This window comes from Arthrobacter sp. R4 (genome assembly GCF_051365025.1).
Classification (GTDB): Bacteria; Actinomycetota; Actinomycetes; order Actinomycetales; family Micrococcaceae; genus Arthrobacter.
Genome location: NZ_JBLWIJ010000021.1, coordinates 45252 through 69265, shown reverse-complemented (window position 1 = coordinate 69265; position 24014 = coordinate 45252). Strand labels below are relative to the sequence as shown.

Sequence of the window (24014 nt, the reverse complement as noted above, 5' to 3'; positions counted from 1 at the left end):
GGCCGGGCAGCCCCCGTGGTTACTTACGGGCGAAAGCCTGCTTCAGGAGTGTGTCCTGCTCGGCTGCGTGCCGCTTCATGGAGCCGGCGGCAGTGGATGCCGACGCCGGACGGGACACGAGCCGGACCCTGCGGTCAAGCGCATCGGGAAGGTTCAGGCCCATAAACGGCCACGGTCCCTGGTTGGCGGGCTCATCCTGTGCCCAGACAACCTCCGCGTTCGGGTACTTGGCGAGCTCCGCCGCAATTTCCGCCGCGGGCAGCGGATAGAGCTGCTCGACACGGACGATCGCCGTCGTCTTGTCCTCGGTCTTCTGCCGGGTGGACAGGAGGTCGTAGTACAGGCGACCGGATACGAGCAGCACGCGTTCGACGGCGTCAGCCGCCAGCTGCTCGTGCTCACCGATGACCGGGCGGAAGCTGCCAGTGGTGAAGTCTTCGACCGAGGATGCGGCTCCCTTGAGGCGGAGCAGCTGCTTTGGCGTGAAGATGATCAGCGGCTTGCGCGGCCTGCTGTACGCCTGGCGACGCAGCAGGTGGAAGTGCGATGCGGCTGTCGTGGGATTGGCAACGATCATGTTCTCTTCCGCGCACATCTGCAGGAAGCGCTCGATACGTGCCGAGGAGTGGTCCGGGCCCTGGCCCTCGTAACCGTGCGGCAGCATCAGCACGAGCGATGAACGCTGGCCCCACTTCTGCTCGGCGGAGGAGATGAACTCATCGATGATGGTCTGCGCGCCGTTGACGAAGTCGCCGAACTGCGCCTCCCACAGCACGAGCGCGTCAGGGCGCTCCACTGAGTAGCCGTACTCGAAGCCCATGGCCGCGTATTCGGACAGCAGGGAGTCGTAGATCCACAGCTTTGCCTGGTTGTCTGAGAGGTTGCCCAACGGAAGCCACTCGTTGCCATTGGAGCGGTCGTGGAACACGGCGTGGCGCTGCACGAAGGTTCCACGGCGCGAATCCTGACCTGCGAGGCGGACGGGAACGCCTTCCATGATGAGCGAACCGAAGGCTGCGATCTCGCCGAAGCCCCAGTCGATGCCGCCTTCACGGGACATCTGCTCGCGCTTCTCGAGGAGCTGCTTGAGCTTGGAGTGGACGGTGAAGCCCTCCGGGATTTCGACGTGTGCCTTGCCGATCCGGGCCAGGGTCTCCGGGGAGATGGCAGTGGATGCGGGAGCGTTGGTGCCGAAATCGGACTGCTGGGCGATGGGACGTTCGATGTCCGAAACCGCTGCGGAGTCCGCCGTGATGATCGGGATCGGGGAAGTCTGGGCGGCGTGGGTCTCGGCGAAGACCCGCTCCAGGCGCTCCTGGTAGTCGCGGAGCAGCTGCTCTGCTTCATCTTCGGTGATGTCGCCACGGCCAATCAGCGATTCGGTGTACAGCTTGCGGACGGAGCGCTTGGCTTCGATCAGGTTGTACATCAGCGGCTGGGTCATCGAGGGGTCGTCGCCCTCGTTGTGGCCACGCCGGCGGTAGCAGACCATGTCGATCACAACGTCCTTGTGGAAGCGCTGGCGGAACTCGTAGGCGAGCTGGCCGATGCGGACCACTGCCTCCGGATCGTCACCGTTCACGTGGAACACCGGAGCCTGGATCATCTTGGCAACATCCGTGGAGTACGTGGATGAGCGTGAGGACGATGGAGCTGTGGTGAAGCCGACCTGGTTGTTGACCACAACGTGGATGGTGCCACCGGTGCGGTAGCCACGGAGCTGGGACAGGTTCAAGGTTTCTGCCACCACGCCCTGGCCGGCGAAGGCGGCGTCGCCGTGCACCATGATGGGCAGGACGGGGAAGGCCTCGCCCTGGTCCAGGCGGTCCTGCTTGGCGCGGACGATGCCTTCGAGCACGGAGTCCACGGCTTCAAGGTGCGAGGGGTTGGCAGCGAGGTAAACCTTGGTTTCGTTGCCATTGTCCGACGTGAAGGTGCCCTCGGTGCCAAGGTGGTACTTGACGTCACCCGAGCCCTGGACGGAGCGCGGATCCTGGGTGCCCTCGAATTCGCGGAAGACCTGGGCGTAGGTCTTGCCGGCGATGTTGGTCAGCACGTTGAGGCGGCCGCGGTGGGCCATGCCAATGGCGACTTCGTCCAGGCCGTCATCGGCGGCGTCTGACATGATCGCGTCAAGGAGCGGGATCAGGGACTCGCCGCCCTCAAGGGAGAAACGCTTCTGGCCCACGAACTTGGTCTGCAGGAACGTCTCAAAGGCCTCTGCGGCGTTCAGCTTGGAAACAATGCGCAGCTGTTCTTCACGGGTGGGCTTGGAGTAGGGGTGCTCCAGCTGGTCCTGGAACCACTTGCGTTCCTCCGGCTCCTGGATGTGCATGTATTCGATGCCCGTAGTCCGGCAGTAGGCGTCACGCAGCACCGCCAGGATGTCGCGGAACTTCAGCATGGGCTTGCCGCCGAAGCCGCCGGTGGGCCACTCGCGGTCCAGGTCCCACAGGGTCAGTCCATACGTCAGGACGTCGAGGTCGGGGTGCTTACGCTGGACGTACTCCAGCGGGTCGGTGTCCGCCATAAGGTGGCCGCGGACGCGGTAGGAGTGGATCAGCTGCTGGATCCGGGCGACCTTGTTGATCTGGTCGGACGGGTCAACCTGCAGGTCCGGGCTCCAGCGCACGGGCTCGTACGGGATGCGGAGGGACTCAAAGATTTCGTCGTAGAAGTTCTGTGCCCCCAGCAGGAGCTGATGGACGAGCTTCAGGAACTCGCCGCTGCCGGCTCCCTGAATGACGCGGTGGTCATAGGTGGAGGTAAGCGTCAGGACCTTGCTGATCGCATTGTGCGCGATGATCTTTTCGCTTGCGCCCTGGAACTCAGCCGGGTAGTCCAGCGCGCCCACGCCGATGATGGCTGCCTGGCCCTTGGAAAGGCGGGGCACTGAGTGGACAGTGCCGATACCACCGGGGTTCGTCAGGGAAACAGTGGTGCCCTGGTGGTCGTCGGCGGTCAGCTTGCCGCTGCGGGCCCGCTTGATGAGGTCTTCATACGTGTGCCAGAACTCGGAGAAGTTGAGGGTCTCCGCCTTCTTGATGTTGGGAACCATCAGGAGGCGGGTTCCATCGGGCTTGGGCATGTCGATGGCGATGCCGAAGTTCACGTGGGCCGGCTGGACGGCGACGGGCTTGCCGTCCACCTCGTCGTAGTACACGTTCATGGACGGGAACTGGGACAGGGCCCGAATGACGGCGTAGCCGATCAGGTGGGTGAAGGAGACCTTGCCACCGCGGGCCCGCGCCAGGTTGGAGTTGATGACCACGCGGTTGTCGATCAGCAACTTGGCCGGGATCGCACGGACGCTGGTAGCGGTGGGAACCTCAAGGCTGGTCACCATGTTCGTGGCGATGGCCTTGGCCGGGCCACGAAGGATGGAGACGACGTCTTCCTCAGGCGCCGTGGGTGCCTTGACGTTCTTGGGAAGCTGGGCGGGGATCGGCTGTGATCCGGAGCCCGGCTCGGTCTTCTTCGCGCCGTCACGCGCCACGGTGGCCGGTGCCTTCTTAACCGGCGCCGGTGCCGGGGGAGCAGGAGGCGCAGCTGCAGCGGGGGCAGGCGCGGCCGGCTGTGCTGCCGGCGACGGTGCCGGAGCTGCGGGGGCCTGCGCCTGGGCTACGACGGGCATTTCGCGGGTTGCGGGATGAGCAACCGCAAGGGCCGAATTTCCGTTGGAGGAAGAACCGCTGCCCGAGTCGAAGGATTCGAACAGGGGCCACCACTTGGCATCCACCGCGTTTTTGTCCTGCTGATACTGCTCGTACAGTTCGTCAACGAGCCACTCGTTTCCGCCAAATTCCTCTGGTAGACGGTGGCTAGGCTGCTCTGGCACTTGAAATACGCCTCTTCCATGAGTTTGATTTCTCTCTGGCCGCCACGGTGCCTCAGCACAACATCCGAACCAGTCTCTGCGTCCTCTGAACCCAGACCTTTGCCAGTCTAATGAGCATTCTGTATTAACTGCCAATAAGGGTGACCCAAATCATGAAGTGACGCGTAGATTGGCAAATATGGCGCCGCCGGTCCCTGCCCGACGCTCATGGAGGGCTATCCCAGGGGACGCTTCAGGATGCCGGGATTTGCTCCTGTAGACTGAAATTCTTATGGACAGTAAATCTAGGTGCCGGCCTGGGGGCTGTCAGCGGAGCATGAAGTACAGCAACGCGCAGCCGACCCGCCGAGCCGGCAAACCCCGAACACGCGCCCATCACACTCCGTCGTTCCACGCCTCCGGAGCCTTCAAGGAGACAGCGTCCGCTTCGGCGGACCATCCTCCGCCTGGCAGACTTCCCCGGATCCAGCCCGGAACACGGACCTGCACCATCACCCCGCCCCAGCATCACCGGGCGGGCTGCTGAATGGAATGGTTACTCCTCGCGGCAGGCCTCCTGCTGATCGCCGGCACCGGCTTCTTCGTCGCCGTCGAATTTTCCCTCATTGCCCTGGACCAGGCGACTGTCCAACGCGCGATCGACAACGGTGACACCGGTGCCGTTGCGCTGCTCAAGTGCCTGAAGTCCCTTTCAACCCAGCTCTCCAGCTGCCAGCTTGGCATCACCCTGACCACCCTCCTGACCGGCTACGTCATGGAACCCTCCGTCGGCAAACTGCTTGAGGTGCCCCTGACCGCCGCCGGGATCCCTGAGGCCGCAGCAGCGTCCATTTCCCTTGTCATCGCGATGGTGCTGGCCACCCTGCTCTCCATGCTCCTGGGCGAGCTGGTGCCCAAGAACATGGCCATCGCCCTGTCATTCCCCGTGGGCCGCGCACTCGCGAGGCCGCAGCTGATGTTCACGGCCATTTTCAGACCGGCCATCGTGGTCCTCAACGGGTTTTCCAACAAAGTCCTCAACGTCTTCGGCCTCGAAGCCAAGGAAGAGATTTCCGGCGCCCGAACGCCTGCCGAGCTCGCGTCCTTGGTGCGTCGTTCGGCTGCCATGGGAACGCTCGACGCCGGAACGGCCAACTTCGTGGCGCGGACACTGAATTTCTCGGCCAGGACGGCAGCCGACGTGATGACACCACGGATCCGCGTGGAAACCATCGACGCCGACCAGCCCGTTTCGGACATCGTGGAGGCCGCCCGCCGCACGGGTTACTCCCGGTTCCCGGTCATTGGTGAGTCTGCCGATGACATCAGGGGATTGGTCCACGTCAAGAAGGCTGTGGCCGTACCTTCGGCACGCAGGGCAAACCTGGAGGCCGGAGCCATCATGACCGACGTCCTTCGAGTCCCGGAAACCATCCACCTCGATGCCCTCCTCGCTGAACTCCGCGAGGGAAACCTCCAGCTCGCCGTGGTCCTTGATGAGTATGGCGGCACCGCCGGAATCGCGACGCTCGAAGACCTCGTGGAGGAAATCGTAGGAGAAGTGGCGGACGAGCACGACAAAGTCCGTCCGGGGCTCCTGCAAAGCGCATCGGGTGACTGGTACTTCCCTGGGCTGCTGCGTCCGGACGAACTCTCCGAACAGATTCCCGGCCTGACCGTTCCCGACGAAGCAGCCTACGAGACGGTGGGCGGCTACGTCATGAGCGAATTGGGGCGGATCGCCGCCGTCGGGGACACCGTGGCGGTGGGCGGCGGAACGTTGAGCGTGACCAGGATGGACGGGCGCCGGATCGACAGGATTTGCTTCCGGCCGGCCGCCCCTGACGCAGAGCCTGACCCGAATGACAGGACGGAACGATGAGTGACTGGGCCGGAATTTTCTGGCTGGTAGTGCTCCTGCTGGGTAACGCTTTTTTTGTTGCCGCCGAGTTCGCCGTGATGTCGGCCAGGCGCAGCCAGATTGAACCGCTGGCCGACGCCGGGTCCAAGCGCGCGCAGACCACCTTGCGGGCCATGGAGAACGTGTCCCTGATGCTGGCGTGCGCGCAGCTGGGGATCACGGTCTGCTCCCTGCTGATCCTGCTGGTGGCCGAACCGGCCATCCACCATCTCCTGGCTGCCCCGCTGGAAGCCGTGGGGCTGCCAATGGAGATCGCCGATGTGGCGGCGTTCGCCGTCGCGCTGATGGTGGTTACCTTCCTGCACGTGACCTTCGGCGAAATGGTGCCGAAGAACATCTCGGTTTCGGTAGCTGACAAGGCCGCACTTTTCCTGGCGCCGCCGCTGATGTTTGTTGCCCGACTGGTCAAGCCCGTTATTGTGGCCCTGAACTGGTCGGCCAACCACATCCTGAAGCTCCTCCGGATCGAACCCAAAGACGAGGTGAATTCCTCGTTCACCCTGGAGGAAGTCCAATCGATCGTCCAGGAGTCCACCCGGCACGGTCTGGTGGACGATGATGCCGGGCTGATCACGGGTGCACTGGAATTCTCCGACCACACCGCCTCGGACATCATGGTGCCGCTGGACAAGCTGGTCATGCTAAAGGCCGCCACCACGCCGGTGGAATTCGAGAAGGCAGTCAGCAGGACCGGATTCTCGCGGTTCCCGATGCTGGACGATGACGAGATGCTCTACGGCTACCTGCATGTCAAGGACGTACTGTCCATCCCCGATGCGGATTATCAGCACCCGATTGCGGAAAGCCGGGTCCGCTCTCTTGCCAACCTGGCGCTGGGCGATGAGATCGAGAAGGCGATGTCGGTCATGCAGCGAACCGGTTCGCACCTGGCCCGGGTCATCGGCCCCGACGGCCAGACGCAAGGGGTGCTGTTCCTGGAAGATGTGATCGAGCAGCTTGTCGGCGAAATCCGGGATGCTACGCAGGCGACCGGGATCCGGAGGCTCGGCCAGCCGAACGGGGAGTGATGCCCGCGGGCTGGCGCTTTTCTAAATAGGAATCATTCCTATTTGGAGATAGACTCTCCGGAGTTGCTTTTGTCCCTCCTGAACTGATCTGAGGTTTCCGTGCGCCGTCCATCCGCCGCCCGTGCATCCCTGGCCGCCCTCGCCGGCCTTGGCCTGATGCTGTCTGCATGCTCTGCTGAGGGGGCGCCCTCCGGCGCCTCTTCGGCCGCCGAGGGAATCAATGTGGTTGCCTCCACGAACGTCTACGGCGACATTGCCAAGGCCATCGGTGGCGACAAGGTCAACGTCACGGCGATCATCAACAAGACCAGCCAGGACCCGCACTCCTACGAGGCGACCGCCCAGGACCGGCTGGTAGTGTCCAAGGCCGACCTCGTCATTGAGAACGGTGGCGGCTACGACGGCTTTATCCACACGCTCGCAGACGACAGCAATATCCCCCACGACAGCATTGTCAGTGCCGTGGAAGTATCGGGACTGGCGCCGGAGGAGGAAGCATCCGAGCCTGCGGCTGCGGAAGCCACCGAGCCGGCTGACGACCACGTCCACGATCACGGCGAGTTCAACGAACACGTGTGGTACAGCCTTTCGGCGATGGGGAAGCTGGCAGATGTCCTCGCTGCCAAGTTCGGTGAAGCCGAGCCGGGTTCAGCTGCAGCCTTCGAGGCGAACGCAGCCACGTTCAAGTCCGGCCTGGAGGGGCTCACGGGTAAACTGGCAGCATTGTCGGCGGCCGATGCCGGAGCTCCTGTTGCAGTTACTGAGCCAGTTCCGTTGTACCTGCTGGAGGCCGCCGGGCTGGAGAACAAGACGCCGGAGGACTACACTGCAGCGATCGAAGAAGGCACCGACGTACCGCCAGCCGTGCTGAAGGCGGCAACCGACCTTGCGGGTTCCAAGAACCTGAGCTTCCTGGCGTACAACCTGCAGACCGAAGGTCCCCAGACCGAGGCGCTGAAGAAGGCGGCAGAAACAGCCGGCGTTCCGGTGGTCGACTTCAGCGAAACACTGCCGGAGGGCAAGACGTACCTGCAGTGGATGACGGACAATGTGGACAACATCAGCAAAGTTTTGGAGAAAAAGTAGTTGAAACCGGTTGTGAGCCTCCGTGGGGCGTCCCTGCAGTTTGGCAGGAGGGCGCTGTGGGAGGGTCTCGACCTGGACATCAGGCCCGGTGAATTTTTCGCCGTGCTTGGTCCCAATGGAAGCGGGAAAACCAGCTTCCTGAAAGTGCTGCTCGGGCTGCAGCAACTCCACTCGGGCACTGCCAGCCTTGGAGCACACCCCGTGGAGCGGGGGAGCCGGATGATCGGTTACATCCCGCAGCAGAAATCGTTCGCTGTGGACACGCCGATGCGTGCCAGGGACCTGGTGGGCCTGGGCGTCGATGGCCACCGGTGGGGCCTGCGCCTGGGGGCCGCCAAAGCAAACCGCAGGATCGACGAACTCCTGGAACTTGTCGGTGCCACGGACTACGCCAAGGTCCCGGTGGGGCAACTCTCCGGCGGTGAGCAGCAACGACTTCGGGTGGCCCAGGCTCTGGCGACGGACCCGAAGGTCCTGTTGTGCGACGAGCCGCTCCTGTCCCTGGATCTTCACCACCAGCAGGCGGTCAGCGCCCTGATCAACAAGCAGTGCCGTGAACAGAACAGTGCAGTGGTGTTTGTGACCCACGAAATCAATCCGATTATCGATTACGTAGACCGCGTGCTGTATCTGGCCGGAGGCCGCTTCCGGGTGGGAACTCCCCAGGAAGTCATGACCACCGAGGTTCTCTCCGACCTCTATGGCAGCCACGTGGAGGTCATCCACGCCAACGGACGCATTGTCGTCGTCGGACTTCCGGACGCAACCACGCACCATCACGCGGATGTCCACGCCACCGCCGCTGAGGTGGCGTGATGGACGCCGACAGCATCATCGGGTCGATCTTCAGCTTCGAAAACTATGGCGAACTCCTGGTCCTGGTCCAGAACTCCATTTGGGCCGGCGCGGTCCTGGGGCTGCTGGGCGGCCTCGTTGGGACGTTTGTGATGAAGCGTGACCTCGCCTTTGCGGTTCACGGCATTTCCGAACTTTCCTTCGCCGGGGCTGCCTTTGCGCTGCTCATCGGCGCTGACATCGTCTTCGGCTCGCTCATTGGGTCAGTGGCGGCCGCGCTGCTCCTCGGGCTCATGGGCGTGCGGGCGCGGGACAAGAATTCGATCATTGGCGTGATCATGCCGTTTGGACTGGGGCTCGGCATCCTGTTCCTGTCGCTCTATGAAGGGCGGGCGGCGAATAAGTTCGGCCTGCTGACAGGCCAAATCGTCTCTGTCGACACGGTTCAGCTGCAGGCCCTGGCCGGGACAGCGGTGGTGGTCATGGTGGCGTTGGTGATCATCTGGCGGCCGCTGAACTTTGCCAGTGTCGACCCCGAGCTCGCCGAAGCCCGGGGGGTTCCCGTGCGGACCTTGGCCCTGGTCTTTATGGTCCTGCTGGGCGTGAGCGTGGCCCTGTCCATTCAGGTGGTGGGTGCCTTGCTGGTCCTGGCCCTGCTCATTACGCCAGCCGCAGCGGCTTTGCGGGTAACGTCCTCACCGGTGGTGGTGGTGGTGCTGAGCGTGGCATTTGCGATGACTGCGACCGTGGGAGGGATCTTGCTGGCACTGGGCGGCCGCATCCCGATCAGCCCCTATGTCACCACGCTGTCATTCGTCATCTATGTGGTGTGCCGGATCATCGGAACGGTCCGAGCCAAGCGCGGGCTAAACGGCCGGCTGCTGCACGCGGCCTGAGGATCTCCCGCGGACTACGGTCCGTGTTCGACGACGGACCAGGCTACAGGAGGCCAGCGGCCTTGCGTGCCGTGCAGTCGGGGCACAGCCCAAAGATCTCCACGGTGTGGGCCACCTCGGTATAACCATGTTCCTTGGCTGTCCGCGCGGCCCACGTTTCGACTGCGGGTGCTTCGACCTCAACGGCCTTTCCGCAATTCCGGCACAGGAGGTGGTGATGGTGGCCGGTTACGGCACATCGGCGGTAGACGGCCTCACCCTCACCGTTGCGCAGAACATCCACCAGCCCGTCGTCAGCCAGCGACTGCAGGATCCGGTACGCCGTGGCGAGGGAGACGGAAACGCCCTGGTTCTGCAGGATGCGGTAGAGCTCCTGCGTGCTGACGAAGTCATCCAGTTCGTCCAGGGCAGCGCTAACGGCCAGGCGCTGCTTAGTGACGCGCTGCTCTTTGCCCGGGGTTGTGCCTGCCCGCGGCGCGGGGGTTGACGGCGTCGATTCGTCAGCCTTGGTGCCAAACGGCATGGATTGACTCGCTTCCCTGAGGGATGGTGGCAAAGATCCAGATTACCAGCCAGACCTTAGCGGGCAGGAGTTCCGTGGACACCTGCCCGGACAGGACCCTAGGCTGGCGCTATGAAGCTGACTAAATACACCCACGCCTGCGTCCGGCTCGAAGTAGACGGGCGTGTTCTGGTCCTTGACCCCGGCACGTTCTCCGAAGTGAAGGAAGCACTGGACGGCGCACAGGCAGTGCTGATCACGCACGAGCACGGCGACCACGTGGACGTAGCCGCCCTGGTCAATGCCCTGCGGGGTGAAGGCGAGCTCGCTGTTTTCGCGCCTGCGGGGGTGGCAGGCAACCTGCGCGAGGAAGCGCCGCAAGCCGCAGACCGGATCCATTCGGTTGAACCCGGGACATCCTTTGACGCTGCCGGGTTCAGCGTCCGCAGCTTCGGCGGCCAGCATGCCCTGATCCATCCCCAGGTTCCCGTGGTGGCCAACGTGGGCTACCTCATTGACGAAAATGTCTATCACCCGGGCGACTCCTTCATCGTCCCCGACGGCATCAGCGTCAAGACGCTGCTGGTTCCCATCCATGCACCGTGGAACAAGGCCAGCGAAGTTGTGGACTTTGTCATCGGCGTCCGGGCACCGCAAGCCTTCCAGATCCACGATGGGCTCCTGAACGAGATGGGCCTGAAGATGGTGGAGTCTCACGTGACCCGGATCGGAGCCAAGTACGGCACGGAATTCACGCACCTGGCGGTCCGTGAAACAGTCGAAGTCTAGGGTGCCCAGATGCCGGTTTCGAAGAAGCGGCTGATGACTGCCTGATGGGGCTCGGGGTCCATCCCCTGGGTGGCCAGCCATGCCGGGTTGTAGTAGTTGCCCGCGTAGCGGTCGCCGCCGTCGCACATCAGCGACACAATACTTCCGCGCTGGCCCGTGGCGATCATCTCCGCCACCAGTTGCCAGACACCCCAGAGGTTGGTGCCGGTGGAAGGCCCTGCGTGCAGGTCCGTGAGTTCCCGAAGGTGCCGCATTGCGGCCACGGATGCGGCGTCAGGCACTTGGATCATGCGGTCGATGACGGATGGGACAAAGCTGGGTTCCATCCGCGGCCGCCCGATGCCTTCGATCCGTGAGGGAATGCCGGTGGTGAATTCCGGCACGCCGCCCCGCCAGCCGGGGTAGAAAGCAGAGTTCTCGGGGTCAACCACTGCCAGGGAGGTGTCATGGGAGTGGTACCGGAGGTAGCGGCCGATCGTCGCGCTGGTTCCGCCAGTGCCGGCACCCACAACGATCCAGCGGGGGACGGGGTGCTCCTCCATGGACAGCTGGTCGAAGATGGACTCTGCGATGTTGTTGTTGCCTCGCCAGTCGGTGGCCCGCTCGGCGTAGGTGAACTGGTCCATGTAATGCCCGTTGCTGGTTGCTGCGACCTGCTCCGCAGCGGCGTAGACCTCAGACGCGTGGTCCACGAGCAGGCAGGCGCCGCCGAACTGTTCAATGAGGGCGATCTTTTCCGGGCTGGTGGTCCGGGCCATCACAGCAATGAAGGGCAGGCCCAGCAGCTGTGCGAAATAGGCTTCGGAGACGGCGGTGCTGCCGCTGGACGCCTCCACGATAGTGGTGTCCTCCCGGATCCAGCCGTTGACCAGGCCAAAGAGGAACAGGGAACGGGCCAGCCGGTGCTTGAGGCTGCCGGAGCGATGGGTTGATTCGTCCTTGAGGTACAGCTGGACTCCCCAGTGCTCCGCAAGTGGCACTGAGTACAGGTGCGTATCCGCGGACCGGTTGTTTTCTGCCGTAATTTTCCTGATGGCCTGGTCAGCCCAGGCCCTGTCCGCGCGTGCATTCTTCACCGGACCAGCCTACCCGCGCTGCCCGGTGGGCCCGGGCTAGAGTGGTCTGGTCAAAGTCCGAACCAACTACTCCTAGGAGCCGCATGGGACCCCTTCTGGATGTGGCCGCACTCGACGCCCGAATGAAGGCCGGCCAGCGCACCGTACTGCTGGACGTGCGGTGGCAACTGGGCGATCCCCATGGCCGCGAACACTATCTTGAAGAACACCTGCCCGGGGCAGTTTTTGTGGACCTGGCCACCGAACTGGCTGCTCCCGCCCAGCCGGAACATGGCAGGCACCCGCTTCCAACAGCTGAACAGTTCCAAGCATCGGCTCGACGCTGGGGCATCTGCGACGGCGACATCGTCGTCGCTTACGACGACAGCGGGAACCTGGCTGCGGCACGGGTCTGGTGGATGCTGCGCAACGCCGGTTTCCCGGGCGTGTACCTGCTCGACGGCGGCTTGGCGGCGTGGCGCGGCGCTGGGCTGCCCGTGCAACGCGGCAATGTGGAGGCAAGGCGGGGCAACGTCACCCTTGGCGATGGGGCAATGCCGGCCATCGATGCGGCCACAGCGGGCAGTTGGGCCGGCACCGGAGTCCTCCTGGACGCCAGGGCTGGCGAAAGGTACCGCGGGGAATTCGAACCCGTGGATCCGCGGGCTGGCCATATCCCGGGCGCCGTCAGTGCTCCGACGACGGAGAATGTTGATGCGGCGGGGCGGTTCCTCCCCGCCGACGAACTGCGGCGCCGCTTCAACACGCTGGGGATCTCCGGGGACGCCCCCGTGGCCGTGTACTGCGGTTCCGGCGTCACGGCCGCCCACGAGGTCGCGGCACTGGAGATTGCCGGCATCGCGGCGGCGCTATACCCGGGTTCGTTCTCCGAATGGTCCAACAACCCTGCCTTGCCTGTGGTGACGGGCAGCGAGCCCCGCTAGCGCCTGCCCGGTGGAATGCCTCCCGAGTGGAAATATCCGGCAACACGGGGGTAGCGTCGCTGTATGACCCCTGGACGACCCGTACCGCCGCCCCTCGCCCGCCCGATTCTGCCGGCTCGCAGCTTCGAAAATGACAGCACGGTAAACGACAGCCTGGCGGCCGCCTATGGCGCCACGTCCGGGGAAAGCGGCCTGATCCCGCTGACCGTAGCAAGGCGGGCACTCAAGGCGGACGACGTCCGGATTGCCATTGACTTCTGCGGCCTCTGCCACTCGGATGTCCACGCCACCCGCGGGGAATGGGGCACCCAGCACTACCCCTTGGTTCCCGGGCACGAAATCGTCGGCAGCGTCAGTGCTGTCGGGTCGGCCGTGAACGACTTCGCGCCTGGAGACCTGGTGGGGGTTGGCTGTATGGTCGACTCGTGCCGGGAGTGCCGGAGTTGCCTGGACGGACAGGAACAGTACTGCGAAAACGGACTGACTGGGACCTATGGGGCGAAGGACGCCCGCAACGGTGGAGCGATCACCCAGGGCGGTTATTCGACGTCGGTAGTGGTGGATCGCCGGTACGTGGTCCGCGTGCCGGACAGCCTTGACCCTGCTGCCGTGGCGCCGCTCCTGTGTGCCGGTGTCACCACGTTTTCCCCGCTCCGCCATTTCGGCGTCAAGGAAGGGGACACAGTGGGCGTCGTGGGACTCGGCGGCCTGGGGCACATGGCGGTCAAGCTGGCCAAGGCCATGGGCGCCCGTGTGGTGGTCTTTACCACCTCCGAATCAAAAGTTCCCGCTGCGCTGGAACTGGGCGCGGACGAGGTGGTGTTGTCCCGGGACGCGGACGCGATGGCCGCCGCCGACCGCAGCATCGACGTCATCATCGACACCGTGGCCGCTCCACATGACTTGGACCCCTTCCTTCGCACCATCCGGCGGGACGGTGCGCTGTTCCAGCTGGGTTTGCCGTCAGAGACCATGCCACCGGTAAACCCGAGGGCGCTGATCCGTCGGCGGATCTCCTACACAGGCTCGCTGATCGGCAGCATCGCCGAAACCCAGGAGATGCTCGATTTCTGCGCTATGCATCATGTGGTGGCGGACATCGAACTGGTGCGCGCGGACCAGCTGAATGAGGCCTACGACCGCATGGTGGCAGGCGACGTAAAATACCGGTTTGTGCTGGACACCAGCACCCTGCAGGCCCCGGCCGAGGAGGCAGACGCATGAGTACCCTGTTCACCAAAATCCTTAACGGCGAGATCCCCGGACGCTTCGTCTGGCGCGAGCCGGACGTCGCAGCCTTCCTCACCACCGGGCCCCTGGCTGACGGGCACACCTTGGTGGTCCCCACAGAGGAAGTGGACCGCTGGACGGATGCGTCGCCGGAAACCCTCGCCAAGGTGATGGAAGTGGCGCGCCGGATCGGTGCGGTGCAGCTGGATATTTTCCCGGCGGAGCGTGCCGGGCTGATCGTGGCGGGGTACGAGATCAACCACTTCCATGTCCATGTGTGGCCATCCAGGAGCATGGCCGATTTTGATTTTGCTTCGGCCGACCAGCACCCTGACCCTGCTGTGCTGGACGCGAACGCCGAGAAGCTCCGCGAAGGTTTGCGGGCCGCCGGTTACGGGGAATTCGTACCTGGCGGTGCCTAGCCCCGCTGATGCCCAGAGCCACTGAGGCCCACAGCCTAGGCCGGCGCGAGAGCTTTGTTGAGCACGGCGCGGATTCGTTTTTCGGACACTGAGTAGGCAGTCCCCAGCTCGACGGCGAAGAGGCTCACCCTGAGCTCTTCGATCATCCAGCGCACCTGGGCCAGCTCCGCACCTGCCCGGCGGCCAGGCAACAGGGCCGACACCGCGTCGTCGTAGTCGTCTTCCAGGCGCTGGACGGCGGCCATGCTGAGAGCGTCGCGCTGGACGTTGCCTGGCAGCCGTTCCAGCCGTTTTTCGATGGCTGCCAAATATCGCGGCAGCTGGCTCAGCTGGGCATAGCCGGTGCGTGCCACAAAGCCCGGGAACACGAGTTGCTCCAATTGGCTCTTGATATCGTTGAGTGCGCTGATGAGGGCAAGGCTCGTGGTGCCCTTCAGCTGCTTCTCGATCCGCCGGGTGCTGGCAAGGATGCGTTCCACCACTGCCGTCACACTGAAGACGGTATCGATGAGTTCGGCGCGGACCTGCTCATACAGCGCATCGAAGGACGCCTGGTCCCACGGAAGTTCAGCCGGGACAAGTTTGTCTACGGCGGCCAAGGCACAGTCGGCGATGAGGGCGGAGACTGAACCGTGCGGATTCTGGCTGAAGGTCAGTTTTTCGGTGTTGTTGAGGTGCTCCAGGACGTAGCGGTCCGGTGCCGGAACGCGGAGGGCCAGAAGCCGGATCACTCCGCCCCTCATGGCCTCCAGCTGTTCCGAAGGTGTCTGGAAGACGCGTAGGGCCACGGAGGTCCCTTCGTCCACCAGTGCCGGATAGCCCGTTACAGTGTGGCCCTTGACGGTGTTGCTAACCTGCCGCTGCACCGTGCCGAACGTCCAGGAGGTCAGGCCGCTTTGCTCCTTGAACCCCGGCGTCGAGCCGTTGGCGCTGCCTCCTTCGGCCGCCGCAGGGGGGATTCCAGCGGCTTTGCCGCCGGATTTTTGGGCCGTCGTTCCAGGCGTGGCCCCCAGCGACTCAGCGATGGCACGGCGAGTCGCCGGCGCCAGCTTTTCCTGCAGGGCGGCCAGGTCCTTGCCTTCGTCCAGTACCTTGCCCTTGCTGTCCACCACCTTGAAGCTCACGCGCAGGTGGGAGGGCACGGCATCCCAGTTCCAGGACCCGGGCGGGATGATGTGGCCCCTGATCCGGCGGAGGGCCAGTTCGAGTGATGCTTCCAGCTCGTCGACGGCGGGGTCGAAGTCCGCTTCCAGGGCCGCGACTGCCTGACGGGCCACATCTGGGGCGGGAACAAAGTTCTTCCGGATCTGCTTCGGCAGGGACTTGATCAAGGCCGCTACCAATTCGGCGCGTTGCCCGGGAATCAGCCAGCGGAACGCTGCATCATCGAGCTGGTTCAGGAAGAGCACCGGCACTTCGGCCGTGACGCCGTCGGACGGGTTGGGCGGCGAGCCGGGCGCCACCGGATGGAACTCGTAGCTGAGCGGCAGCTCGAACCCCTTGTGCAGGAGGGTCTTTGGGTACGCGGCCTCGTCCAGGTCGTCGGCGTCGTCATTGAGCAGCAGCGACTTGTCGTAGTCCAGGAGGTCCGGATTCTTCTGCCGGGCTTCCTTCCACCACTTGTCAAAGTGCCGCTCGGACACAACTTCGGGGCCAATCCGGGCGTCGTAGAACTCAAACAGGGTTTCGTCGTCCACCAGCAGGTCGCGGCGGCGCATCCTGGCTTCGAGCTCCTCGACTTCAAGGAGGAGGGCGCGGTTGCGGTGGAAGAACTTATGGTGCGTTTTCCAGTCGCCCTCAACCAATGCATGCCTGATGAAGAGCTCGCGGGCCAGGACAGGATCCACCCGGCTGTAGTTGACCCGGCGCTGCGGGATGATGGGCACGCCGTAGAGAGTGACCTTCTCGTAGGCCATCACCGCGCCCATCTTGGTGGACCAGTGCGGTTCGCTGTAAGTGCGCTTGACGAGGTCCGGCGCAACCTGTTCGGCCCAAACGGGATCGAACTTGGCGGCCACCCGTGCCCAGAGACGGCTGGTTTCCACCAGCTCCGCCGCCATGACGAACGTAGGCGACTTCTTGAACAACGCTGAGCCGGGGAAGATCGCGAAGCGGCTTCCCCGGGCGCCCATGTATTCGCGTTTGCGTTCGTCGAGGATGCCGATGTGGCTGAGCAAGCCGGAGAGCAGGCTGATATGGATGCCTTCGTGGTTGCCCACGGGGTCGGCCAGGCGCTTGTTGTCCAGGCTGATGCCCAGCGGCCGGGCCAGCTGCCGGAGCTGGGCGAACAGGTCCTGCCATTCCCTGACGCGCAGGTAGTTGATGAACTCCGTGCGGCACAGGCGGCGGAACTGCGTGGATGAGAGTTCCTGCTGCTTCTCCTGCAGGTAGTTCCACAGGTTCAGGAAGCCTGTAAAGTCTGAGTTTTCATCACGGAAGCGGGCGTGTTTCTCTGCGGCCAGCTGCTGCTTGTCCGTAGGACGCTCGCGCGGGTCCTGGATGGTAAGCGCTGCGGCAAGGATCATCACTTCACGGACGCAGCCGCGCTTGCCGGCCTCCACAATCATCCGGCCGAGCCGGGGATCGACGGGGAGCTGGGCGAGCTTCTGGCCGACGGCGGTCAGGCCGCCGCTCTTGGCGTCCGCTTGTGCGTTTTGCGGTCTGGCGGCACGCAAGGCGCCGAGTTCACGGAGGAGGGTGACGCCGTCGTTGATTGCCCGTGAGTCCGGCGGCTCAACAAACGGGAAGTTCTCCACGTCCTTGGGCCCACGGGCCACCCCCATGGCGGTCATCTGGAGGATGACGGCGGCCAAGTTGGTCCGAAGGATTTCGGGGTCGGTGAAGAGGGGCCGGGACTCGAAGTCCTCTTCGGAGTACAGCCGGATGGCGATGCCGTCAGAAACGCGGCCACACCGGCCGGAGCGCTGGTTGGCGGAAGCCTGGGATACGCGTTCAATCGGGAGCCGCTGGACCTTGGTCCGGTGGGAATAGCGGGAGATCCGGGCTGTGCCGGTATCGATGACGTATTTGATGCCCGGAACGGTAAGGGAGGTCTCGGCGACGTTGGTGGCCAGCACGATCCGGCGTTTGCTGCCCGGGTGGAACACCTTGTGCTGTTCCTGCAGGCTGAGGCGGGCAAAGAGTGGCAGCACCTCGGTACCGGCAAGGCGCCGGTTGGACTGGATCCTGGCGTTGAGTGCCTCGGCCGCGTCACGGATCTCCCGCTCGCCCGAGAAGAAGATGAGGATGTCGCCGGGTGCCTCGGTGGCGAGTTCGTCGACGGCGTCGCAGACGGCGTCGAGTGGATCACGGTCCTCTTCGAGTTCGTCGTCGGAAGCGTCGGCGTCTTCGCCGTCTGCCGGGCCGCGTGCCGGCTGGGACAGCGGACGGTAGCGGATCTCCACCGGGAACGTTCGGCCTGAAACTTCGATGATGGGGGAGGGCGCGTCTTCGGAGCCAAAGTGCTTGGCGAAACGCTCAGGATCGATGGTGGCCGAGGTGATGATGATCTTCAGATCGGGCCGCTGAGGGAGGATGCGCTTGAGGTAGCCCAGGATGAAGTCGATGTTGAGGCTTCGCTCATGGGCCTCGTCGATGATGATCGCGTTGTATTTCCGCAGCAGCTTGTCGCGCTGGATTTCGGCCAGGAGGATGCCGTCGGTCATGAGCTTAACCTTGGTGGACCGGCTGACTTCGCCGGTGAACCGGACCTGGAAGCCCACTTCCTGGCCAATTTCGACGCCGAGTTCCTCCGCAATGCGCTCGGCCACCGTGCGTGCGGCCAGCCGCCGCGGCTGTGTATGACCGATCAGGCCGTTTTCGCCCAGTCCCAGTTCCAGGCACATCTTGGGGATCTGGGTGGTCTTACCGGAGCCGGTCTCGCCGGCAATGATGGTCACCTGGTTGGCGGCGATGGCCGCCATCAGGTCCTCGCGGCGCTCGGAGACCGGCAGCTCTGCGGGGTAGGAAATGTGAAAGGTCATGGCTCGAACCAGTCTACTGTGGGCTCCGCTGGCTGTTATGACGCTGTTACGGCCCGCACCCGGGGCTGATCAGCTTCGGCACCGGGGCGGATGCCGCCGTCGTGCTTTACGCATGCTTCCGCCGTCGGACCATCACAGCCTACCCCTGGCGTCTGCACAGAGGAGGACCCGGCTCTGATGAGCCGGGTCCTTGATGGATGCTTGGGCCGATGTCCTGCTCAGAACAGAAGTCCTGCTCAGAAGAGACGGAGCGTGTAGCTGGTACTGGGCAGGTCCAAGGCGGACCAGGCCTGATGGGAGCTGACGGGCGGGTTATGGCCGAGGCCGTCGCGCAGAAGCGCTGAAACGGTGGCGGCGAGGAGGATGAGGAGCAGGATGGCGATGATGATTCCGAAGATTTCCATGCCTCAATGCTGCTCCTGGCCGCCGTCAACCAACAGTGGCAGAAATGCCCAAAAAGCTATAATTTCTGCCACAATGGATGCATGCTCAAATCAGTGGCAGTCATCGTGGTTCCCAACTTTTCGATCTTCGAATTCGCTACGGCGTGCGAGGTATTCGGCATCGACAGGTCTGGACGTGGCGGGATCGTGCCTGCGTTCGATTTCAGGGTCTGCACGCCTGAGCCTGGAAACCTCCGGCTCAAATCGGGCCTCTCCATGAACGTCTCCTTGGGGCTCGATGCCACGGCAGATGCGGACCTGGTGATTATGGCGCCGTACGGGCGGGACGAAGACGTTCCCGAATCCGTCCTGGAGGCGCTCCGTGCGGCCGATGCCAGGGGAGCCTGGGTCATGTCCATTTGCTCGGGTGCTTTTGCCCTTGCCCGCGCGGGCCTGCTCAACGGCCGGCGCTGCACAACGCACTGGCACTACTCGGGGGAGCTCGCCAGCCGCTATCCGGATGTGCAGGTGGACGAAAACGTGCTCTACGTCCAGGACGGGAACATCATCTCCAGTGCGGGCACGGCAGCCGGGATCGATGCCTGCCTCCATTTGGTCCGCGTGGAACTTGGCGCGAATGTGGCTGCCGCGATTGCGCGGGACATGGTGGTTCCGCCGCACCGCGACGGCGGCCAGGCGCAGTTTATCGATCGGCCCATGCCCACGTGCGGATCCGCGCCGATGGAGGAGCTCCTTCGCTGGATGGTGCAGAACCTGGATCGCGAGCACACCGTCGGCGAGCTGGCGACCCGCGTGCACATGTCGGCCCGGACGTTCGCGCGCCGCTTCCGCTCCGAGACGGGGGCAACGCCGGCGGCATGGCTCAACTCACAGCGGGTCCTCCGTGCGCAGGAGTTACTGGAATCGACGGACCTCAACATCGACGAGGTGGCCAGGGAATCCGGGTTCGGCCATCCCGTGCTGCTCCGGCACCACTTCGCCAAGGTGCTCGACACCAGCCCGCAGTCCTACCGCAGGGCCTTCCGGGGGCAGCTGGTGGAGGCGGGCTAGGCTGAGCCCGTCGTGCCATGCTGCGCGTGGTCTGCCCTAAACAGGGTGGTCCTCGGCGGCCGCCCGGGCGCTGTCCACCAGCACGCGCCAAGGGCCGGTGACAGCCTGCTCGGGCAGTGCCGCCCGCCTTTGGCCGGCCCGGATTGCATAGATGAAACGGTCAGCCTGGTTCCCGGCAGCCTCCGCGGCGGCCGCCCTGACAGTTTTCGGCACCGCGTCCCAGGGGCATGCTTCGACAATGGGCTGCCACTGGTTCTTGGCGCTTTCGGTCTGGGCGTGCACTGTCCATACTCTTGTGAGGGCGGCGATGCCGCCGCTTCGCTCCACACTGATCTTCATGGCCGGTCCCGGGCTTTCCTGCAGCCTGGCCGCTCAGTGGTGTGCGGCCAGGCATTCAACTAAAGCTTGACCTTCACAGTTTCCCACGCCTGCCGCACGGCGTCATGCTCGGGGGAACCGGTGCCAAAGAGCTCGACGGCGGATGCCGCCGTCGCCCTCGCGAAGACACTGAAGGTGGCTGTGGCTGGCAGTGAGCCGTCGGTAAGCGTCTCGTACCAGATCCGGCCGGGGGACTCCCAGGCATTGCCGCCCAACGCCTCTGCGACGAGGTAAAAAGCGCGGTTGGGAATCCCTGAGTTGATGTGGACACCACCGTTGTCCGCGCTGGTGCGTACGTAGGAATCCATGGAGTCCGGCTGTGGGTCCTTCCCGAGAACGTCGTCGTCATATGCAGTGCCGGGAGCCTTCATGGAACGCAGGGCTGAACCCTCCACATGCTCAGTGAAGAGACCTTCGCCGATGAGCCAACTGGCCTCCTTGAAGGACTGCTGCCTGAGGTATTGCTCCACCAGGGCACCAAAAACATCCGACATCGATTCGTTGATGGCGCCTGCCTGGTTGCGGTAGGCCAGCCCGGCAGAGTACTGCGTGACGCCGTGGGCGAGTTCATGGCCAATAACGCTGAGCGACCGGGTGAAGCGCTGGAAAACCTCGCCATCGCCGTCGCCGAAAACCATCTGGCTGCCGTCCCAGAAGGCGTTGTCGTAGAGCTTTCCGAAATGGACCGTGGCGTCGAGGGGGAGACCCTCACCGTCGATGGAGTTCCGGCCAAAGACCTCAGCGTAGAGCCGGTGCGTGTGCCCTAGGCCGTCGTAAGCTTCGTTTGCCGCGTCGTCGCCCGAGTCCGGTTCACCTTCCTTTCGGACGAGCTTGCCGGGAAGTTTCTCGGCGCCTTGTGCGTCGTAGATGCTTCGGTGCGGCGGTCCCGGCTGGACCTGCCGAAGTCCCGGGGGAGTAACCCTGGCCGGCTGGGCTCGGGACTCCTGGACCGACCGGACATGGCTCAGTGCCTCTTTCGCGGCCCGGGCTGCGGCGGAAAACTGTGGTGCGTCCTGGCGGGCCAGCCGGCGCAGCAGGTACGGCGGAATGATGGAACAGAATGTGGCTGAAGCGTGCATGGCCTACCCCCTCAAGTTGGTTGAATCAGCCTACGAGGGGCCACTGACAAAAGGACTGCAGCCACACCCGTTTGACGTAAGGGGCGTAGATTTTTGGAAACCTTGGCGGGGTCGCCTGGGTATAAGCGGGGAGCTCTGCGGCCATGTCCTGGGTGGTCGGGGGTTATCCACATAGGCGATGTGCTGGGCTGTTTTTGTTGGCGGGTCGCTGGATGATGGGGGTATGGGGATCCCGGGTGTTGAGGAGGCGGTGGAGGCTTTCGAGGCTGCTGCGGCGGAGTTTGCTGCCGTTGTGCGCCGGGGGCTGGATGGCCGCGGTTCCAGGACGGGTTCCCAGACGGATTCCGGGGGTGGTTCCGGGGGTGGTGATCCTTTGCGGGGGCAGGCGGATGCTTGCTTGGACGGGCTGGGCGGTTCGGTCCGGGTGGACGCGATGGTGGCGGCGTTCAGGGTTCGCCTGGCCGCCGCGTATGCGGGGAAGGCTGCGGCCCTGGACGGCCCGGTCAGGAGCCCGGGCGAACACACGGCCCAGGAGATGGGTGTGGTGTCCGAGGTCGCGTGTGCGCTGACGGTGAGTGAACGCTCGGCCTCTGCGCTGTTGGCGCAGGCCCATGAACTGACCACTGCCTTGCCGCTGACGCTGGCTGCGCTGCAGTCCGGGGATCTGTCGTGGCAGCACGCGCGGGTCATGGTCGATGAAACCACCGGGCTGGATGCGGCCGGGGCGGCGGCGTTGGAGGCCCGTTTCCTGGGCCCGGACGTGCCGGACCGGGCCCGGGAGTGCCCGGCCGGGGAGCTGGTCCCGTCCCGGTTCCGGGCCAAGGCGAGGACCTGGCGGGAACGGCACCACCCGGTGAGTATTGAAAAGCGCCATGCCAGGAGTGTGTTGGACCGTCGGCTGGAGTACGTCCCGGACCGGGACGGCATGGCCTGGCTTTCGGCTTACCTGCCCGCGGACCGGGCGGCCGGGATCTGGAACGGCATCACCGCCACCGCCCGCACCCTCCAGGGCCCGGCCGAGACCCGCACCATGACCCAGCTCCGCGCCGACATCGCCGCCAAACTGCTCCTGAGCGGCGCCGCGGGCGATGAAACAACGGCTGACGGCGCGCCGGGCATCGGCATCGTAGCGGGCAACGAAGCCTTGGCGGGGCGGGTCCCGGTCCCGGACGGGATCGATGGTGGCCAAGTCCCGTCGCCGGCGGCGCAGGTCCTCGTGACCGTGCCGGTGTTCGCCCTGATGGGCCTCACGGACGAACCAGCCACCCTCGACGGGTACGGGCCGATCCCGGCATCGATGGCCCGCAGCCTGGTCGCCGACGGCGCCGGCTCATTCCACCGCGTCCTGACCGACCCCCGGAACGGGGCACCACTGGAGATCGGCCGCCAAAGCTACCGGGTTCCTGCCGCGATGCGCCAATGGCTGAGGATGCGGGACGGCAAATGCCCGTTCCCCGGCTGCTCGAACCAGTCCCTGGACAATGAAGCCGACCACCTCCTGGCCTGGGCCGACGGTGGCACCACCGGCATCAGCAACCTCGGCCAGCCCTGCCCCAAACACCACCGGCTGAAACACACCACCGCCTGGACACCCACCGAAGCCAGCATCGACAAACCACCCGGCTGGACCTCACCCACCGGACGCCACTACCAAAGCGAACACCAAGACTGGGAACCACCTAGGTTGCCGGCGCAGGTTTTAGCGGCGAGTTGGAACGAGACACCGCCCTAGTTCGCCGGGTGTGGTGACCACCCAGCGTTGTCACCATCCGCCCGGGCCGCATTCATGGTTGGCGTGGCATTCATGCTGTGTCTGTGCACGCCACTGAGCAGTCGCATATGTGAGTTTTCATCCGGATCGGACGGCGATGGAATCGACGACGGGGCCTGTGGATAACTCTGAGCGCTGAACTGTCGCCTGGGCTAACCTTAAGGAATTGTTCGGAGCGAGGCATTGAAACACTATTGGGGGAATAGCTGCCCATGACATCGCACAACCTTTTTACGTCCCGGCGCCTGCGCCTGACCCCACTCGTAGTTGTTGCGGCGGCCGCTGTGGCGCTCTCGGGCTGCAACTCGGGCAGCGGTCCCAACAGCACTGGCACGTCACCTTCCGTGTCTGCCACAGAGTCGGTGACCCCAAGCGCCACGCCGACTCCCACCGCAGCCTACAAACCAGCTGACGCAACGGGCCCCGCACAGAACGTGCCCGTGCCCGTGTTGCCTGAAGTCGCAAAGACCGAGACGAAGGAAGGGCTGGAGGCATTCGTGGGGTACTGGTACGCCGCCCTTAGCTACGCGTACGAGACTGGTGATACGCGGAACTTGGAAGGACTAAGTGGCCCAGGTTGCGTTTTTTGCGCGGGACTGGGAGACGGAGTGAAGGAAGCCTTTGAGGGCGGGCGGTGGATAACGGGCGGCAGAATTGAGACACCGGCCATCACGGCGACGATAGAGCCTGGTACTCAGCCTTTCGCCGTGATTCAAGTCTTACAACAAGCAATTGAGATCCGAAACCCGGACGGGAGTCTCTATCAAGCCCCCACTGCGGCTACCAATACTGGAAGCCGGGCGGCGGCGACCTTCGGTGCGACAGGATGGATAATGACTGATCTTGGTTTGATTAGGTAGCAAA

At 64.3% G+C, this 24014-nt stretch carries 19 protein-coding genes; 12 read left to right on the top strand and 7 right to left on the bottom strand.

The window, feature by feature from the left end:
• Window positions 1–19 precede the first annotated feature (19 nt).
• Complete coding sequence (locus ACLKOZ_RS13605; protein ID WP_337345817.1) at window positions 20–3838, bottom strand: multifunctional oxoglutarate decarboxylase/oxoglutarate dehydrogenase thiamine pyrophosphate-binding subunit/dihydrolipoyllysine-residue succinyltransferase subunit; 3819 nt, start codon at window positions 3836–3838, stop codon at window positions 20–22.
• Window positions 3839–4364: 526 nt separating this feature from the next.
• On the opposite strand from ACLKOZ_RS13605, the gene ACLKOZ_RS13600 reads away from it, so the two are divergent.
• The 5 genes from ACLKOZ_RS13600 (at window position 4365) to ACLKOZ_RS13580 (ending at window position 9543) form a co-directional block, all read left to right on the top strand.
• Window positions 4365–5699: a hemolysin family protein gene (locus ACLKOZ_RS13600; protein ID WP_436475715.1), complete on the top strand. Its 1335-nt coding sequence runs from the start codon at window positions 4365–4367 to the stop codon at window positions 5697–5699.
• Window positions 5696–6766 carry a hemolysin family protein gene (locus ACLKOZ_RS13595; RefSeq protein WP_436475713.1) on the top strand — a complete coding sequence of 357 codons (1071 nt, stop codon included), beginning with the start codon at window positions 5696–5698 and terminating at the stop codon, window positions 6764–6766. Before ACLKOZ_RS13600 ends, ACLKOZ_RS13595 begins: the two co-directional genes overlap by 4 nt.
• A gap of 99 nt (window positions 6767–6865) precedes the next feature.
• Entirely contained in the window at window positions 6866–7852 is a 987-nt protein-coding gene (locus tag ACLKOZ_RS13590; protein ID WP_436475711.1) for a metal ABC transporter solute-binding protein, Zn/Mn family, read from the top strand.
• Entirely contained in the window at window positions 7853–8668 is an 816-nt protein-coding gene (locus ACLKOZ_RS13585) for a metal ABC transporter ATP-binding protein (RefSeq protein ID WP_337345821.1), read from the top strand. It begins immediately after the preceding gene.
• Window positions 8668–9543, top strand: a complete 876-nt coding sequence (locus ACLKOZ_RS13580) for a metal ABC transporter permease (protein ID WP_337345822.1) — start codon at window positions 8668–8670, stop codon at window positions 9541–9543. The genes ACLKOZ_RS13585 and ACLKOZ_RS13580 overlap by 1 nt, the downstream gene beginning before the upstream one ends.
• A gap of 43 nt (window positions 9544–9586) precedes the next feature.
• Here ACLKOZ_RS13580 and ACLKOZ_RS13575 read toward each other — a convergent pair whose 3' ends face one another.
• Window positions 9587–10066 (bottom strand): Fur family transcriptional regulator, encoded by a 480-nt coding sequence (locus ACLKOZ_RS13575; RefSeq protein WP_436475708.1) that lies wholly within the window; start codon window positions 10064–10066, stop codon window positions 9587–9589.
• A 111-nt stretch (window positions 10067–10177) separates the two neighbouring features.
• Between ACLKOZ_RS13575 and ACLKOZ_RS13570 the strand changes: the two genes are divergently transcribed.
• Complete coding sequence (locus ACLKOZ_RS13570; RefSeq protein WP_337345824.1) at window positions 10178–10834, top strand: MBL fold metallo-hydrolase; 657 nt, start codon at window positions 10178–10180, stop codon at window positions 10832–10834.
• Here the strand turns inward: ACLKOZ_RS13570 and ACLKOZ_RS13565 are convergent.
• A complete protein-coding gene (locus ACLKOZ_RS13565; protein ID WP_436475706.1) occupies window positions 10831–11910 on the bottom strand; it encodes a PLP-dependent cysteine synthase family protein in 1080 nt (359 codons plus the stop codon). The two genes, ACLKOZ_RS13570 and ACLKOZ_RS13565, sit on opposite strands and share 4 nt — an antisense overlap.
• 83 nt (window positions 11911–11993) lie before the next feature.
• On the opposite strand from ACLKOZ_RS13565, the gene ACLKOZ_RS13560 reads away from it, so the two are divergent.
• The 3 genes from ACLKOZ_RS13560 (at window position 11994) to ACLKOZ_RS13550 (ending at window position 14485) form a co-directional block, all read left to right on the top strand.
• Window positions 11994–12833: a sulfurtransferase gene (locus tag ACLKOZ_RS13560; protein ID WP_436475704.1), complete on the top strand. Its 840-nt coding sequence runs from the start codon at window positions 11994–11996 to the stop codon at window positions 12831–12833.
• Window positions 12834–12896: 63 nt separating this feature from the next.
• Window positions 12897–14057 (top strand): NAD(P)-dependent alcohol dehydrogenase, encoded by a 1161-nt coding sequence (locus ACLKOZ_RS13555; protein ID WP_436475702.1) that lies wholly within the window; start codon window positions 12897–12899, stop codon window positions 14055–14057.
• Window positions 14054–14485 (top strand): HIT family protein, encoded by a 432-nt coding sequence (locus ACLKOZ_RS13550; protein ID WP_436475700.1) that lies wholly within the window; start codon window positions 14054–14056, stop codon window positions 14483–14485. Before ACLKOZ_RS13555 ends, ACLKOZ_RS13550 begins: the two co-directional genes overlap by 4 nt.
• A 35-nt stretch (window positions 14486–14520) precedes the next feature.
• On the opposite strand, the gene hrpA is transcribed toward ACLKOZ_RS13550, so the two are convergent.
• Together hrpA and ACLKOZ_RS13540 are read right to left on the bottom strand one after the other, a co-directional pair.
• Window positions 14521–18468 carry an ATP-dependent RNA helicase HrpA gene (hrpA, locus tag ACLKOZ_RS13545; RefSeq protein WP_436475698.1) on the bottom strand — a complete coding sequence of 1316 codons (3948 nt, stop codon included), beginning with the start codon at window positions 18466–18468 and terminating at the stop codon, window positions 14521–14523.
• A 236-nt stretch (window positions 18469–18704) separates the two neighbouring features.
• Window positions 18705–18872 (bottom strand): hypothetical protein, encoded by a 168-nt coding sequence (locus ACLKOZ_RS13540; RefSeq protein ID WP_436475696.1) that lies wholly within the window; start codon window positions 18870–18872, stop codon window positions 18705–18707.
• A gap of 81 nt (window positions 18873–18953) precedes the next feature.
• Between ACLKOZ_RS13540 and ACLKOZ_RS13535 the strand changes: the two genes are divergently transcribed.
• Window positions 18954–19922: a GlxA family transcriptional regulator gene (locus tag ACLKOZ_RS13535; RefSeq protein ID WP_337345830.1), complete on the top strand. Its 969-nt coding sequence runs from the start codon at window positions 18954–18956 to the stop codon at window positions 19920–19922.
• Window positions 19923–19958: 36 nt separating this feature from the next.
• Here the strand turns inward: ACLKOZ_RS13535 and ACLKOZ_RS13530 are convergent, their stop codons facing one another.
• Window positions 19959–20261, bottom strand: a complete 303-nt coding sequence (locus tag ACLKOZ_RS13530; protein ID WP_436475693.1) for a protealysin inhibitor emfourin — start codon at window positions 20259–20261, stop codon at window positions 19959–19961.
• 59 nt (window positions 20262–20320) lie between these two features.
• Window positions 20321–21379 carry a M4 family metallopeptidase gene (locus ACLKOZ_RS13525; protein WP_436475691.1) on the bottom strand — a complete coding sequence of 353 codons (1059 nt, stop codon included), beginning with the start codon at window positions 21377–21379 and terminating at the stop codon, window positions 20321–20323.
• Between the two features lie 223 nt (window positions 21380–21602).
• Between ACLKOZ_RS13525 and ACLKOZ_RS13520 the strand changes: the two genes are divergently transcribed.
• Window positions 21603–23111 (top strand): DUF222 domain-containing protein, encoded by a 1509-nt coding sequence (locus tag ACLKOZ_RS13520; protein ID WP_436475689.1) that lies wholly within the window; start codon window positions 21603–21605, stop codon window positions 23109–23111.
• 251 nt (window positions 23112–23362) lie between these two features.
• Entirely contained in the window at window positions 23363–24010 is a 648-nt protein-coding gene (locus ACLKOZ_RS13515) for a DUF6318 family protein (protein WP_436475687.1), read from the top strand.
• Window positions 24011–24014 lie beyond the last annotated feature (4 nt).